The sequence below is a fragment of the Candidatus Hydrogenedentota bacterium genome (genome assembly GCA_013359265.1).
Taxonomy (GTDB): Bacteria; Hydrogenedentota; Hydrogenedentia; order Hydrogenedentales; family SLHB01; genus JABWCD01.
The window spans coordinates 63,428-77,254 of the sequence record JABWCD010000016.1 but is presented as its reverse complement, the minus strand read 5'-3'; the positions used below and the strand labels follow the sequence as shown (position 1 = coordinate 77,254).

At 59.8% G+C, this 13,827-nt stretch carries 13 protein-coding genes; 8 read left to right on the top strand and 5 right to left on the bottom strand.

The window, feature by feature from the left end; genetic code table 11:
- The first annotated feature begins 6 nt into the window (after nt 1–6).
- Both HUU46_15035 and HUU46_15030 read left to right on the top strand, forming a co-directional pair.
- A complete protein-coding gene (locus HUU46_15035; GenBank protein NUM54960.1) occupies nt 7–582 on the top strand; it encodes a hypothetical protein in 576 nt (191 codons plus the stop codon).
- Nucleotides 583–647: 65 nt separating this feature from the next.
- Nucleotides 648–1,619, top strand: coding sequence for a ChbG/HpnK family deacetylase (locus HUU46_15030; GenBank protein ID NUM54959.1), 972 nt, complete (start codon nt 648–650; stop codon nt 1,617–1,619).
- A gap of 330 nt (nt 1,620–1,949) precedes the next feature.
- Here HUU46_15030 and HUU46_15025 read toward each other — a convergent pair whose 3' ends face one another.
- From HUU46_15025 to HUU46_15015, 3 genes are all read right to left on the bottom strand, one after another.
- Complete coding sequence (locus HUU46_15025) at nt 1,950–2,693, bottom strand: DUF4145 domain-containing protein (protein ID NUM54958.1); 744 nt, start codon at nt 2,691–2,693, stop codon at nt 1,950–1,952.
- Nucleotides 2,694–2,699: 6 nt separating this feature from the next.
- Nucleotides 2,700–5,234: a dehydrogenase gene (locus HUU46_15020; GenBank protein NUM54957.1), complete on the bottom strand. Its 2,535-nt coding sequence runs from the start codon at nt 5,232–5,234 to the stop codon at nt 2,700–2,702.
- Between the two features lie 599 nt (nt 5,235–5,833).
- Nucleotides 5,834–6,319, bottom strand: coding sequence for a hypothetical protein (locus HUU46_15015; protein ID NUM54956.1), 486 nt, complete (start codon nt 6,317–6,319; stop codon nt 5,834–5,836).
- A gap of 531 nt (nt 6,320–6,850) precedes the next feature.
- Here HUU46_15015 and HUU46_15010 point away from each other — a divergent pair.
- The 5 genes from HUU46_15010 to HUU46_14990 all read left to right on the top strand — a co-directional run bounded on the left by HUU46_15010 (nt 6,851) and on the right by HUU46_14990 (nt 10,784).
- Entirely contained in the window at nt 6,851–7,081 is a 231-nt protein-coding gene (locus tag HUU46_15010; GenBank protein NUM54955.1) for an addiction module antitoxin, read from the top strand.
- Entirely contained in the window at nt 7,068–7,391 is a 324-nt protein-coding gene (locus HUU46_15005; protein ID NUM54954.1) for a type II toxin-antitoxin system PemK/MazF family toxin, read from the top strand. Before HUU46_15010 ends, HUU46_15005 begins: the two co-directional genes overlap by 14 nt.
- Nucleotides 7,392–7,844: 453 nt before the next feature.
- The gene (locus HUU46_15000; GenBank protein ID NUM54953.1) at nt 7,845–8,351 is read left to right on the top strand and encodes an RNA polymerase sigma factor; all 507 of its coding nucleotides are present in this window, start codon (nt 7,845–7,847) and stop codon (nt 8,349–8,351) included.
- A 604-nt stretch (nt 8,352–8,955) separates the two neighbouring features.
- Nucleotides 8,956–9,750: a hypothetical protein gene (locus tag HUU46_14995; protein ID NUM54952.1), complete on the top strand. Its 795-nt coding sequence runs from the start codon at nt 8,956–8,958 to the stop codon at nt 9,748–9,750.
- Nucleotides 9,747–10,784 (top strand): DUF4097 family beta strand repeat protein, encoded by a 1,038-nt coding sequence (locus tag HUU46_14990; GenBank protein ID NUM54951.1) that lies wholly within the window; start codon nt 9,747–9,749, stop codon nt 10,782–10,784. The genes HUU46_14995 and HUU46_14990 overlap by 4 nt, the downstream gene beginning before the upstream one ends.
- Nucleotides 10,785–10,917: 133 nt before the next feature.
- Here HUU46_14990 and HUU46_14985 read toward each other — a convergent pair whose 3' ends face one another.
- On the bottom strand, nt 10,918–11,526 hold the full coding sequence (locus HUU46_14985) for an ATP-dependent Clp protease proteolytic subunit (protein NUM54950.1): 609 nt from the start codon (nt 11,524–11,526) through the stop codon (nt 10,918–10,920).
- A gap of 210 nt (nt 11,527–11,736) precedes the next feature.
- Here HUU46_14985 and HUU46_14980 point away from each other — a divergent pair, with 210 nt between their 5' ends.
- Entirely contained in the window at nt 11,737–12,036 is a 300-nt protein-coding gene (locus tag HUU46_14980; protein NUM54949.1) for a gamma-glutamylcyclotransferase, read from the top strand.
- A 33-nt stretch (nt 12,037–12,069) separates the two neighbouring features.
- Here HUU46_14980 and HUU46_14975 read toward each other — a convergent pair whose 3' ends face one another.
- Nucleotides 12,070–13,782 (bottom strand): hypothetical protein, encoded by a 1,713-nt coding sequence (locus tag HUU46_14975; GenBank protein ID NUM54948.1) that lies wholly within the window; start codon nt 13,780–13,782, stop codon nt 12,070–12,072.
- Between the last annotated feature and the right edge of the window lie 45 nt (nt 13,783–13,827).

Here is a 13,827-nt window from a genome sequence, read left to right as displayed (position 1 = left end):
CCGGCCGTGAAACACCTTCCGGCCACCATTAGCGCGGAAACCGCGCGCGCAAAGATCGAGAGTAGTATTGCATTCCGCATTGATATTCTCGTCGGCGCGTTACTCCCCAGTTTTCGCAAACCACTCGCACCTGCTCGTGCGCTGCCTTATCTCGAACTTGTCTGGATGCCTCAGTACCTGATGACTTTTGCCATGCACGGCATTCGCGGTCCCGAAACCGCGTGTGTTACCGTCGATGCCTATTCGTCGCAATTCGCACTGTTCTTTGCCGAAAATCAGGTGCGAAGCGGCGTCCCCGACGGAGAACTGCCGGAGCCGGATTTGTCCCCCGCTCGGGCCGAGGCGACTGCGCGCGCGAATGCGCACAAGTGGCTGCTGCGGTACCACCGCGTACGCAGGCTGACCATCGGCGCGCTTGTATCGATCGAAGTCTTGCGGTATCCCTTCTGGGTCTACTACTATCAGCGGCGGCGCGGACTGCTGGATGTGCGCATAGCGGATGCGGTGACGGGTGAGTTGCCGGGATCGAAGACGAAGTACGCGATTGTGCGGGCGTTTCAGCGCGCGGCGGCATCGACGTAAGGGCAAAAGGGCACAAACAACGCAGGGGACCCAAGTGCGGGTCAATTGGAAGTAGTGGGGTTTTCATGAAGAAGCGGTGGTGTAGTTTCGTTCTAGTGATGTGCGGGTTGGCGGCGACGGCGATTGCGCAGGATGATGCGCCGACGTATGCCGAGCGGCTGGGTTGGCCGAAGGGGTCGCGGGTCCTCATCATCCACGAGGACGACGCGGGGATGTCGCACGGGCAGAACCAGGGCGCGATCAACGCGCTCGAATACGGCGTGCTGACGTCGGTCAGCACGATGATGCCGTGCCCGTGGGTGCCGGAGTTCGCGGGCTATCTGAAGGAGCACCCGAACGTCGACAATGGCTTGCACCTGACGCTGACGTCGGAGTGGCACAATTACCGGTGGGCGCCGCTGGCGGGCAAGGCTGCGGTGCCGGGTCTGGTCGATCCGGAAGGATGCATGTGGTCGAACGTCATCTCCGTGGTGACGCACGCGAGCGCGGAGGAAGTCGAGAAGGAAATCCGGGCGCAGATCGATCGCGCGGAGACGCTTGGCATCCCGATCACGCACCTCGACACCCACATGGGCACGCTGTACGCCAAGCCGGAATACACCGAGGCGTACATTAAGGTCGGCATCGAGAAGCAGATACCGATCATGATCATGGGCGGGCACATGCAGTTCATCGCGGAAGACGAGCAGGACATCGTGCGCCAACTGAAGGTCAAGGAACTGGCGGAGAAGGTGTGGCAGGGCGGTTTGCCGGTGCTCGACGATCTGCTGAACCGCACCTATGGCTGGAAGACGTTCGCGGAGAAGAAGCAGAACCTGATGGACGCGCTGCGGCAGATGAAGCCGGGCGTGACCATGGTGATCATGCACTGCGCGGTGCCGGATCAGGATTGGCCGTTGTTTACGAGTTCCAGCGAAACGCGGTTGAACGATACGCGGGTGATGACGGATCCCGAGTTCAAGAAGTTCATCGAGGACGAGAAGTTTATTCTGTCGACCTGGCGCGAAATGATGGAGCGGCGGAAGAAGGTTAATTAACCTCTTCGTCCATTGGGGCATCTTCGGAGGGCGGGTTTTCTAACCCGCCTCTTTTCTTTGGCTTGCATGCTGGCGGGCTGGAAAACCCGCCCTCCGAAGATGCCCCTGCACGCGGACCAGGTTCATGCTGCGAGGTTCCCGCAGACTCTCGAAGGTGAGTCAGCTTTAATGCAATGTCCCAAGCGTGACTTGCGTCGTTGAAGGCGCGTGCAAATTCTGGATCGCGCAGTTGCTCGTCGAGGAATCTATCGAAGTTCGTTTCGGGATTCATTGGTTTCTCTTGATCCAGTCGACTTGATTCACCGATAAAACGAGGGCCGATCGGCGGAGTCAGCTAAGGTAATCGGCCAAGAACCTTGTTACTCCTGCTACCATCTGTTCAACGTCGTGTCGTGTAAACTCACCAAATTGGCCATGCGCGGCGTGATTACGTAAGGCTGCCCAAGTGCGAAGTTGCTTCGCTCTGAACTCCTCGTACAAGCCAGACTTTTTTAGATCGGTGATCAGTGGATCTAGAGTCTTAGGTTTGCCGTCCGGGTTCGTAGTTGGAATTGGGGGAGTTTGCTTGTCACAAAGTGTTCGAAGCGCCTTTTCAAGTACGGCACCAGTCAGCACGGCTGCAGGGATATGTTCATTAGTTCCTGACTTGCCTTCGCTGAGTAATTGTTCCGCTTGTGCCAAATAGTCTGACGCAACCTCCGACTCTATGCGAATTGACAAATCATCCATAAAACCATCTTCAAGGTCTTGCTTCATTGCGCGAAGATGGCCGAGGGTTTTCATTATTGCGTGCGGTGTCTCGTTAATCTTCGAGGTTTCGTCTACACGTGCGGTATGCACGCTGCCTTGGCGAGTAACATTTTCAAGCAACGTCGTACAACGGGATCTCCACGAATAAAACGCGGCGCTATCGATCTCTTCGGTGGATTCAATAATTGGGTCGAGACCGTGCTCTGGGTCTCCATGATCGTACACGTAGTCTTTCGTCTTTCTGCCTGCTTGAATACGCTCTCCCTCACGAATCAATTCATCAAAGTGATCTATGTATCGCTTTTTGAGTTTAGGAGAAAGCACTGTCGATCACCTCACTCCATAACGCGCGCGAGAGATGAACTCGTTTGTCGAGCGGTTCGTCGTCGGTGTGTAGCCGGGGAGTGGTTTGATCTGGGTGTGGTAGGCGTCGAGGAACCAGGAGGGTTGGGGGTAATACGAATCCTCCAATTCCGCGGGGGGGACAATCCAGTTTTCGGCGCCGATGACGCAGACGGGGGCGTCGAGGAAGTCGAAGGCGAGTTGGGTGATTTGGGCGGCGATGGTGTGCATGTAACTGCCGCGTTCGCAGGCGTCGCTGCCGAGGATGAGCTTGCCGGTTTTTTTGACGGAGCGGTAGAGCACGTCGTAGTTGAACGGTACGAGTGACTGACCGTCGATCAGTTCCACCGAAATTCCGAATTCGCTTTCAAGACGTTTGGCGGCGTCGAGCGCGCGGTAGAGGGTTGCGCCGAAGGTCATGATGGTGAGGTCGTTGCCTTCCTTGACGATCGCTGGTTCGCCGATGGGCAGGCGGTAGTATTCCGCGGGCACGCCGCCTTCGTGGAAGTGGTCGGTGACGTCGTAGGTGCGCTGGCTCTCGAAGAAGACGACGGGATCGCTGCCGCTGAGCGCCGTCGCCATGAGGCCCTTCGCGCTGTAGGGCGTTGCGGGGAACACAACTTTCAACCCGGGCATGTGCGCGCAAAGGGCGGTCCAGTCCTGCGAATGTTGCGCGCCGTATTTGCTGCCGACGGACACGCGCAGCACAACGGGCATATGGCAGTAGCCGCCGGACATGGCCTGCCACTTCGCCATCTGGTTGAAGATTTCGTCGCCCGCGCGGCCCATGAAGTCGCAGTACATCAATTCGACGAGCGGCTTTCCGCCTTCGAGCGCGAAGCCGACCGCCGTGCCAACGATGGCGCCTTCGCTGATGGGCGAGTTGAAGAGGCGGTGGTATGGCAGCGCTTCGGTGAGGCCGCGGTAGACGGCGAAGGCGCCGCCCCAGTCGCGGTTTTCTTCGCCGTAGGCGACGATGCGCGAGTCGTTGTAGAAGTGGTGGACGATCGCTTCGAACACGGCGTCGCGGAAGCTAACGGCCTTGCCTTCTTTCAGAATCTCACCGTTCGGACCGATGCCGCTGCGCGACTTTTTGGCGATCTGTTGCACGCGCGGATTCTGATCGAGCGGGATGAGCACGTCGTTCTTGAATTGGAGACCTGGCAACTTCTCGTCGATCTGGTTCGAGAACATGATGGGTTCGAGGCCGATGTGCGGGCCAAGCGTCATGCGCGGCGACTTCGCGTCGTCGATCGCGAGTGTGAGCGCCTTGACGACTTTGCGCGTAGCGTATTCGCGGACTGCTTTCAGATCGTCTTCCTTCGCGACACCGGCCTCGACGAGGCGTCCGCCGAACTCGATTAGCGGATCGACCTGTTTCCACAGTTCGATCTCTTCGCGTTCGCGATACGACGACTGATCGCTGGGCGAGTGGCCGCTCTGGCGATAGCACACGACTTCGAGCAGCACCGGGCCGCCGCCGTTCTTGATTGTCTCGATCTTGCGCTTGTACGCGTCGGCGAGGCTGAGCGGGTTGTTTCCGTCCACGCATTCCGCCTGCATGTTTTCGGGATTGATTGCGGCGCCCGCGCGCGCGAGGCGTTCGAAGCCCATCGTTTCGCCGATGGGTTGGCCGCCCATGCCGTAGAAGTTGTTCATGAAGTTGTAGATGATGGGTAGTCCGCCGCGGAATTCCTTGTCCCAGAGGTTCGAGTACTGGCCCATGGCCGCGAAGCCGAACGCTTCCCAGGTCGGTCCGCAACCGATCGACGCGTCACCGATGTTGGCGACGGCGATGCCGGGTTTGCGCAGGATTTTCTTGTAGAGCGCGGCGCCGGTCGCGATGTCCGCGCTGCCGCCGACGATGGCGTTGTTCGGGAACACGCCGAAGGGCATGAAGAAGGCGTGCATCGAACCGCCCATGCCCTTGTTGAAGCCGGTTTCACGCCCGAAGACTTCGGCGAGCAAGCCGTAGAGCAGGTAGTCGATGCCGAGTTCTTCCTCGTCGTCCGCGCGGAAGGTGGCCTTGCCGTTGCTGCCAATGGCGAGCGGCTTTTCAGTTTTGCCGCCGGATTCAACGATACCGAGGATTGTGCCACCGAAATACTCGCGCATGATCTTGTCGAGGGTCTTGCCTTTGACCTCGTGAATCGCCGCGAGGCCCTTCGCGATGATTTCGCCGTGGCTGCGGTGGCTGCCGAAGATGTGGTCGTCGATCGAGAGGTGGAAGCACTCGCCGACGGCGGCGCCTTCCTGGCCAATGGACAGGTGCGCGGGGCCGGCGTGCTTGTATTCGATGCCCTGGTACGCGCCGAGCTTCTTGATGTCGTCGAGCATGGTCTCGAATTCGCGGATGAGCGCCATGTCGCGGAACGCGCGCAGGCAGCGCGCTGGGGTGATGTCCTTGTTGGACTTGAGCTCGTCCTGGAGGGACTTTGCATACGTATTGACCGGGATGGACCCCAGTTCGAGTACGCCCCCTTTCCGGACTTCGGACGGGACCACCATCAACTTCTTGGCCATGACATTCCCCTGCTAGCGGTAATTTGGGTCGTGGAAACAATCGGAGAGTATATCGGATAGGCCGCATCGCGTTCTACGCGCAGGGCGACGGACGCGCGACGCGCTATGGTGATTCGCGGAGGAATCCCGATTGCTCGACCTCCCTTAATACTATGCCCACGGTGTTGCACTTCGGAGCGGGTTTAGGGTCTGGGGTTTGGGGGCTGGGGAGGCCGTGGCGGGGGGGTCGCGAGGGGGTGAAGGCGGTTCTGACGCTGCCGCGAATTGCGCCATGTTCGGTTGACAGTTGGCGATACGAGGAATTTTACAAGACGAGGGGTAATTGGTTGACTAATTTTGTATAAGTTTCCTATTTATAAGCGTTTACTTATAGGCCGCTTGGTGTTAAAGGGGGATTGAGCGAATGGGAATTATGGGAGGTATGGGAAGTATAGGAGGGGCGGTCTGCAGGGGCTGCCGGAGGGGTCGGATTGGTTGCGTCGGTGCGGTGAAGGTGGCGTTGGGCCGTGGACACAGCCGGTGGCAGCCCGCTGGGGAGTGGCCCAAAAGGACAAAAGGACCTAAAGGACGAAAAGGACCTAAAAGGACGCGGGCGATCCTTAATGCTTCATGTTGCGGGCTTTTTCGCGGGAGATGGGTTTGTGCTGTTTGATTTCCAGGGCGGAGCGGCGTTGTTGTTCGTTGGGTTTCGGAAATTCGATGAGTTCGTCCGTCACGTCGATTTGTGCGGCGCCTGCATATCGGTCCAGCGTGGACTTGTCCCATTTCGAGACCAGCGCGTCGAGGTTGTGCTTCGTTTTTAGCGCTGCGATTTCATCGGAGTACAGGGCGAGGATGTCGTCCACGGGAGCGGTGCTGAATCCCTGTTCGTGCATCGTGGCCTGCGCTGCGCGCATGGCCGGTTCGTCCAGACCGCGAAGGCTGGCTTCGTGCTTTTCGCTGCCGGCGAAGGCGACGGCGACGCAGCGGGAGTCGTACACGCCGATGCGTTTGCCGGCCATGGCCGGGTCCGGTTTCGCGGTGCTTGTGCAGCCGGCGCATACGGCGATTCCAGCGAGTATTGCGGCGAAAACGGATTTGTTCATGGCGCATCCCCAGAGCCGTAAGACGGGCTTACGGCGATTTGTCGGTCCCCGGAACGTACGGCCTCATTATATACCTAGTCCTACAACGCGAGGTTCGTAATTGAGCGCCCCGGGCTTATTTTGGATTTTGGATTTTGGATTTTGGATTAGAAGACTGTCCAGATTAAGGCGGCAGTGTCTTATCTTGCGCAAGATGGCGGAACAGTACGCAGGCGTGGTTCTTGCGATCGAATCGCCCGCTCGTATTTTGCGCGGAAGCGCTCACGCTGCTTGCGCTTAGACGGCGTGCGATTCGGAGAAATCAGCGAAGTAGGACTAGAACGATGGACCGTGCCGATGATGTCGGCGCGTTTTCCCGGGTCGTTGGCGGGATAAGTGCGCCGGACAACGCGGAGCTTTTCCTTCCCTTCGCTGATACCGCTTCGGCGGACAAGTCAAGAGCGCGTGACGAAATGGAAATCTTGTGACGAGAAAAAAAGGCGAATTTCCGCGTCCCTTTTTCTATACGTATGCTGTACGTATAATTGGGTTATGAATAAGAAGCTCACCATATCTATCGACGAAGACGTTTACGCGGGCTTGCACCAGCGGATTGGGCGGCGCCGAATCAGCCATTTCATTGAGATGCTGGTTCGGCCTCACGTGATCGACAAAGAACTGGATCAGGGGTATCGCGAACTTGCCGAAGACGAGCAGGACGCGGCAGAAGCGTTGGAGTGGATCGAGGGCACGCTTGGGGACGTGAACGATGACGAGCGGTGAGGTCTGGTGGGTGTCGTTTTATCCATCGATCGGTGGCGAGATTCAGAAGCGGCGGCCCGCGATCATCATCAGCAACGACGCGTCGAACAAACACCTAAATCGCGTGCAGGTCGTTCCTTTAACTACGAATGTTTCGCGGCTGTATCCGGGCGAGGCCTATGTCACTATAAACGGCGAACAGCGCAAAGCGCTCGCGACGCAGATCATGACGGTGAGCAAGGCGAGGTTATCGTCGAAGTTGGCGCAGGTTTCGTCGGAGGATATGGATGCAGTTGGGCGTTCGGTCGAGGTTCAGTTGGGGCTGGCGTAGGCGGTTACGCAACGAGGGGCGCGTCTTCGCCTATGTTGGCGTGGGCGCTGAAAGACACAAAGCAGAGCTTTTCAAGAGTGCGTTACGAAATGGAAATTTCGTAACGAGGAAACCTGATCAATTTGCCGAGAGAGAGACAAGCACCGTGTTTCGCTTCCTCCTTCGCTAAAGCTGTGGAGGACAAGCCGCAAGGCCTGCGCGAAAGACCGCGCCAGTCCCGGGTGACGCCCGGCGTGGAAGCCGGGCGCTACGAAAATCGAATGCGGACGCCTGGAACTTTTTGTATTCGGTGCAGGCTTGGACTGTAATTGAGGTCACGTCCTTGATTTCCATCTAAACCCTTGTGGCGGCGGGGGTATCTCAGGGGATGTGAGCATATGTTGCCAAGCCGTTATAGCGGGACGACCTAGCGGGATGCGTGTGGCGGAGAGTACTGCCGAGTTGGACGATGGGATGATGGTGCGCCGGGCGCAGGACGGCGATCGGCGGGCTTTTGAGCAGTTGTACCGGTTGCACGTGAACCGGGTGTATGGGCTATGTCTGCGGATGACGGGGCAGCATGCGTTGGCGGAGGAGTTGACGCAGGAGGCGTTTATCCGGGCGTGGGAACGGCTCGAGTCGTTCCGGGGCGACAGCCAGTTTTTCTCGTGGCTGTACCGGTTGACGTTTAACGTGGTGCTGGGCGACAAGCGGTCGCAGCAACGGCGGGAGGCGCGGGTCGTAGGGACGGACGATTTGGAATCGCTCGGGCACCCGGCGCAGGGGCAGCGGCCGGGATTGCGGGCGGACCTGGAGGCGGCGATTGCGGCGCTGCCGCCGGGCGCGCGGGAGGTGTTTATCCTCCACGACGTGGAGGGGTACAAGCACGAGGAGATCGCGGAGATCGCGGGCATTGCGCAGGGGACGTCGAAGGCGCATCTGCACCGTGCGAGGCGGTTGTTGCGGGAGCAGTTGGCGTGAGGACGGGGTATCGGGTATCGGGTATCGGGTATCGGGTATCGGGTATCGGGTATCGGGTATGGGGTATCGGGTATGGGGTATCGGGTATCGGGTATCGGGTATCGGGTATCGGGAGGGAGCGGATGGGTCTGTCGAGTCATGTGCGCTTCGCGCGGTCGTGCTCGTAGGCGGATGCCAGATGCGCGGAGGAAGTACAAAGCGGAGATCTTCAAGAGTGCGTTACGGGGTGGAAGCTTCGTATCGAGTAAAAAATGCCAGAGTGCGTTACGGGGTGGAAGCTTCGTATCGAGTAAAAAATGCCAGATGCGCGGAGGAAGTACACAGCGGAGATCTTCAAGAGTGCGTTACGGGGTGGAAACTTCGCAACGAGTAGAAAACTGCGGCGGGAGTCTTGCGGCGTGAAGAAGTTGTATCGACAGGCGTGGGTGTTTGCGGGAAGCGAGAGTCGAGTTTTCGATTACGATTACGAGCACGATTACGAAGCACGAGCACGAGAATATGGCAGGATCGGCTTTCGTGGACAAGCGCAGTTGTGAGTACGAATACGAACGAGAGCATGAATTTGGATGGTCAGGTCTGACGGGCGAATTAGGGGCGTAATGCCATGAACAATAGCGAGCGATACGAAAGACTGAACGACTACGTCGACGGGGTGTTGTCCGTCGAGGAAGCGCGTGAGGTCGAGTTGGAGTTGGAGCGCGACCCGGCGTTTCGGGCGGAGGAGCGCGCGTTGCGCGCGTTGCTTGACGAGGCGAAGCACCTTCCGAAGGCGGCGGTGCCGCGGTGCGATTTGTGGCAGGGCATCGAGTCGCGGTTGTGCGAGCGGGTGTGCGGGCGGGAGGAATCGGCGCGGACGGCGTTGCGGACCGTGTATCGCGCATCGCTGGCGGCGGCCGCGGCGGCGGTCATCTTCGCGGCGGGAATGTGGTACGGGCGCGAAGGGCAGGTGGCGAATGCGCCGGGGCTGGAGACGAACGTGGCGCGGACCGGCGACGCGGATGGCCGTGTGACGCCGGGCGGCGGCGATACGCCTGAGGAACAAGACGGTACTGCGCCGAACCCCGTGGGTGTGGCCCAGGGGAACGACGCCGAAGGGCCTGCGCCGCAGGCGGAGCTTGCGGGCTATAAGCAGATCGAACTCGAGTACGCGATCGTTCGCGAGGCGCTGATCGAGAAGCTCGATGCGGCGCGGCCGAACCTCGCGCCGGAGACGTTGCAGGTGGTCGATGACAGCCTCGCGACGATTGACCGCGCGATTAAGGAAATCGAAATGGCGCTTGCGAACGACCCGGGCAATCACAGTCTGATTCGTTCGTTGGTGGCGATGCACGACCAGGAGGTCGAGTTGCTCCACCAACTGGCGCGCATCTCGGAACTTCCGCGGGAGGAAAACGCATGATGCGGGTAAGCACGGCAGCGCTCGCTTCGATGGCGGTCGCGATGATGGCGTTTGCGGATACGGCGATTGACGAGGTCCGTACGGTCGGCGCAACGGGCACCGTCGAGGTGTCGAACGTGAAGGGGCGCGTCGACGTGGCGGGCTGGGACCGGAACGAGGTGCGCGTGTCGGGCACGCTGGGCAACAATGTCGAGCGGCTCGAATTCACGCACGAAGACGACGATACGGAAGTGCGCGTAGTGTTGCCGAAGCGCGGACGCGTCGGGGAAACGAACCTCGTGATTCAGATTCCCGTGGGCAACGAACTGGTTGTCGATTGTATCTCAGGGTCAATCGAGGTGCGCGACATCAAGGCCGATGTCGAATTAGTGACCATTAGCGGCAGCGTGCGCGTGGCGGGAATCACGGGCGACGTCATTGCGAAGAGTACGAGCGGCAGTGTCCGCGTCGAGAATTGTTCGGGCGACATTGAAGCGAAGAGCACGAGTGGCAGCGTCCGTCTCGACAACTGCAAGGGCGATGTCGAGGCATCGAGTGTGAGCGGCAGCGTCCGTTCGATAAACGGTTCGGGGGACATTCAGGCGGAAAGTTTCAGCGGCAGCGTCGAGGTGGATGGAGATTTCGGCGACGTGGAGGGGCGAAGCACCAGCGGCAGCGTGCACATCAAGACGGTCCGAGAAACGGCGCGGGCGTCGTCGGTCAGCGGCAGCATTGAGATTAGCGGCGTCACCCCGCGGGAGATCGAGGGCAGGTCGAATTCCGGCAGCGTTTCGTACACGGGCGGGCTTGCGCCGGACGCGAAGTTGCGGGCACGCACACACAGCGGGAGTGTTCGACTGAATTTGCCCGCCGACGTGTCGGCGCGTGTTCACGCGCAGACGTTTAGCGGCGGCATCAACAATAACCTCGGCGGGCCGACGGCAGTGAAGTTGGAGGACGGCCCCGGGAAAACGCTCGACATAAAGTTGGGTTCGGGTTCCGCGAGCATCGACGCGCAGGCGTTCAGCGGGAGCGTGACGCTGTCGCCGAAATAGCGGGGGGGGCAGATTGCCGCGGGCGGCAAAGGACGTAAAGGACCCAAACGACCGAAAGGACGTACAGGCCGCCGTGGGAGGTGTAAGTCCGGTATGAATGCGCCGGCTGCTTCGCTTGTCCAGGTAGGTCGGGTTACTTTACGTCCTTCGCGTTGGCAACGATGCGGGAGATGAGGCCGTATTGCATCGCTTCCTCGGCGGACATCCAGAAATTGCGGTCGCTGTCCTGGGCGACTTTCTCGATTTTTTGGCCGGTTTCCTTCGAGATAAGATCGTTGATCTTCTCGCGGATTTTGAGGATTTCCTGGGCCTCGATGCGGATGTCCTGCAACTGGCCGCCGGCGCCGCCGCTGGGCTGGTGGAGGAGGAAGCGGGTGTTGGGCAGGGCGAGGCGATTCGACTTCTTGCGGGCACCGAGGAGGATGGGGACGGCGATGCTCGCGACCCAGCCCGCGCCAATGCAGAAAACCTCGGACTCGACGAAGCGCAGTACGTCGTGAATGGCGTAACCGGAGTCGACGTGCCCGCCCTGGGACGTGATAAAGACCTTGATGGGGTCGTGGGATTCCGTATCGAGGACGACGAGTTGAGAGATGACGCGCTCGGCCATTTCCTGGTCCACCTGCCCGGTGAGGACGACTGTCCGCGTCTTGAGCAGGTGGCTGAGCATGCCGTTTTCTTTTTTCTTTTCTTCCTTTTCTTCGTCGTCGCCGTCCGGCGTATCGAACCTGAGGGTGTCCATCGAATCCTCGCTTTCGGTGTTATTGAATCGCGTGGGCGGGTAACAAACCGGTCGAATTGTGCCATTCGGCGCGCGGGCGGGTCAATGCAGCGGGGGCGGGGCTGAACGGCGAGACTTTTGGATATCAAGGAATGTACTAATAGCTGGCTAAGGATGGCCTAATACGGTACACTGGCGGTGGCATCGCAGCCATGGGTTAGGTGGAGACCGATGAACCATCTTGTGTTTGCGTATGGCACATTGTTGATTTCGGGCGTGCAGGAAGCCGTGCTGGGGCGCGCCATCCCGGGCAGGCCGGACCGATTGCGTGGGTATCGGAAGACCACGCTGCAAGACGGGACCGATTCGTTTCCCAATCTTGCGCCGGAGGCTGATGGCCGGGTCGATGGGCGCGTCATCGAAGTGACGCAGGACGAGTTGAACCGGATCGACATGTACGAGGGCGACTTGTACGCGCGGCACAGGGTCACACTCGAAAGCGGAACGGAGGCGTGGGTCTACTATTCGTAGGGACTACGTGCGCAGCGGGGCTTCCCCATCCGATCAGTTTGGGATTTTCGAATCCAGGTTATTGATTGGGGAGGCATCTGCCAGGAGATAAGCGGCAATCGTCCGTGCGGCGAAGTCGGTGCCCTTGGGGGTGAGATGGCCGTCGTTGCCGAAGTAGAGTTCGCAGGGGTCGGGATGCGCCAACATCGCGGCAGGTAGATCGATGTAGTCGAGATTTTCGCGGGCGTAGAACTCGCCGGTGATCGCGATGTCGACGCCGCGCTCGTAGATTGCGGGGTCCTCGACCGAGTTCATGTTCCATTCCCACGAGAAGTCGCACACGCTGTTGATGTCGGGGACGGTGTAGACAAGGAAGTCGACGCCGCGCGCGCGGCAGTCTTCTCGCATGCCGAGCACGTCGGATTCGAGTATGGCCTGGCCCTCGTTCAATTCGTCGTACCAATCCTTGAGCTGGATCTCGAGCCAGAACGGGCGATCGACGCTGGCCTTCGCCGGGGGAATGCGGCTGGGTTCGAGGAACCGGATCGCGTCGAGGGTCTCGACGAGCAGCGCGGGTTTGCCGGTGGTCACGAGGAGTTGGTTGTAGACGGCGCTGTGGCGGCGAAACCACTCATGGGCACGGACCTGCCATGCGCCCCAGTGCCTGCGGTTCTCGAGTATCTGCTGCCAGGTCGTGGAATATGCGCGCATGTGCTTGCCGATCTTGGCGAGCGAGTTGTCCACGTCGTTCGCGGGAAAGAGCTGCGCGATGACGAGATCGGGTTCGAGCAAGAATCCGATCTTGTTGAGACGGATGCGCTCCTGCCACGGGCCGTAACCCTCGTCACCGCCATTCATGACGGTGAACTTGCGCGAACCGCCGGCGCTGTTGAGGTGCGCTTCGAGGCGGCGGGAGATCATGTCGTCCTCGTTGACACCCCAACCGTAGGTGAAAGAATCGCCGATCAGCAGGATTCGATATTCGCCGGGCTGTTTCGGCCCGTAGTCGCGGTCGCGAAGTCCCTGACTGGAGGTATCCGCGGTGAAGGTTCCCATCGTCTTGGGGGCGCCCAACGGATTGGTTGGAAATTGAAACTCGCCGTGTGAATTTGGCCCAAGTGTCCACCATGTGTCCGGGTCATATACGGAAACGGGCGGGATCGGCTTCGCCATGGGAAACAGAATGCGCGCGCCCATTTCGAGCACAGCGCCGGAGATTACGGTCGAGAGAACCGTAACGAGGGCAGTGCCGGCGGCGGCCTTCCACCGGAACCGGGGTTTCGCCGGAATCGACAGGCCGACCGTGAGCATTGAAACGGCCCACAGCGCGCTGACGAGGGCGGGCACACCACGGACGGTGAGTGACGTGACCAGTATTATCGACACGAGAATGAAGCACGTACGGGCGACGCGTTGGAACGCGAGATAGGCGGTCGCGAGCGTGGATAGCGCGGGCGCAGGCCGCAACACGGTGCGGCGCCAAGCCAAATCAAGCAGGAACACGGCTTGCACCGCGGTCCCTAACTCGGCGATTGGAAACCGGCCCCCGCCCACTTCGTTTGCAACGAGCGCGCACATGAAGGCAAGCGCCCACAGTGATACACGAAATGTACACACGATGAGGAGGGGGACGTACAACCACGCCAGTACGGGAGAGTTCCCGACGACTCCGTAGATTTGGGTCGCCCAGACGATCGCAAAGGCGGTGATGCAAAGACGAACAATATGGATGCGAGTGGGCGAATCCGCTGGCTTGGACATGTTCATGCTGGTCTATCACTCGAGGAGACGACGATCAAATGCAGCCGCGCG

Coding starts and splice junctions, on each gene's coding strand:
- HUU46_14995 (NUM54952.1), top strand. CDS start 8,956: ATGAACAATAGCGAGCGATACGAAAGACTGAACGACTACGTCGACGGG.
- HUU46_14990 (NUM54951.1), top strand. CDS start 9,747: ATGATGCGGGTAAGCACGGCAGCGCTCGCTTCGATGGCGGTCGCGATG.
- HUU46_15010 (NUM54955.1), top strand. CDS start 6,851: ATGAATAAGAAGCTCACCATATCTATCGACGAAGACGTTTACGCGGGC.
- HUU46_14975 (NUM54948.1), bottom strand. CDS start 13,782: ATGAACATGTCCAAGCCAGCGGATTCGCCCACTCGCATCCATATTGTT.
- HUU46_15020 (NUM54957.1), bottom strand. CDS start 5,234: ATGGCCAAGAAGTTGATGGTGGTCCCGTCCGAAGTCCGGAAAGGGGGC.
- HUU46_15000 (NUM54953.1), top strand. CDS start 7,845: ATGATGGTGCGCCGGGCGCAGGACGGCGATCGGCGGGCTTTTGAGCAG.
- HUU46_14980 (NUM54949.1), top strand. CDS start 11,737: ATGAACCATCTTGTGTTTGCGTATGGCACATTGTTGATTTCGGGCGTG.
- HUU46_14985 (NUM54950.1), bottom strand. CDS start 11,526: ATGGACACCCTCAGGTTCGATACGCCGGACGGCGACGACGAAGAAAAG.
- HUU46_15030 (NUM54959.1), top strand. CDS start 648: ATGAAGAAGCGGTGGTGTAGTTTCGTTCTAGTGATGTGCGGGTTGGCG.
- HUU46_15015 (NUM54956.1), bottom strand. CDS start 6,319: ATGAACAAATCCGTTTTCGCCGCAATACTCGCTGGAATCGCCGTATGC.
- HUU46_15005 (NUM54954.1), top strand. CDS start 7,068: ATGACGAGCGGTGAGGTCTGGTGGGTGTCGTTTTATCCATCGATCGGT.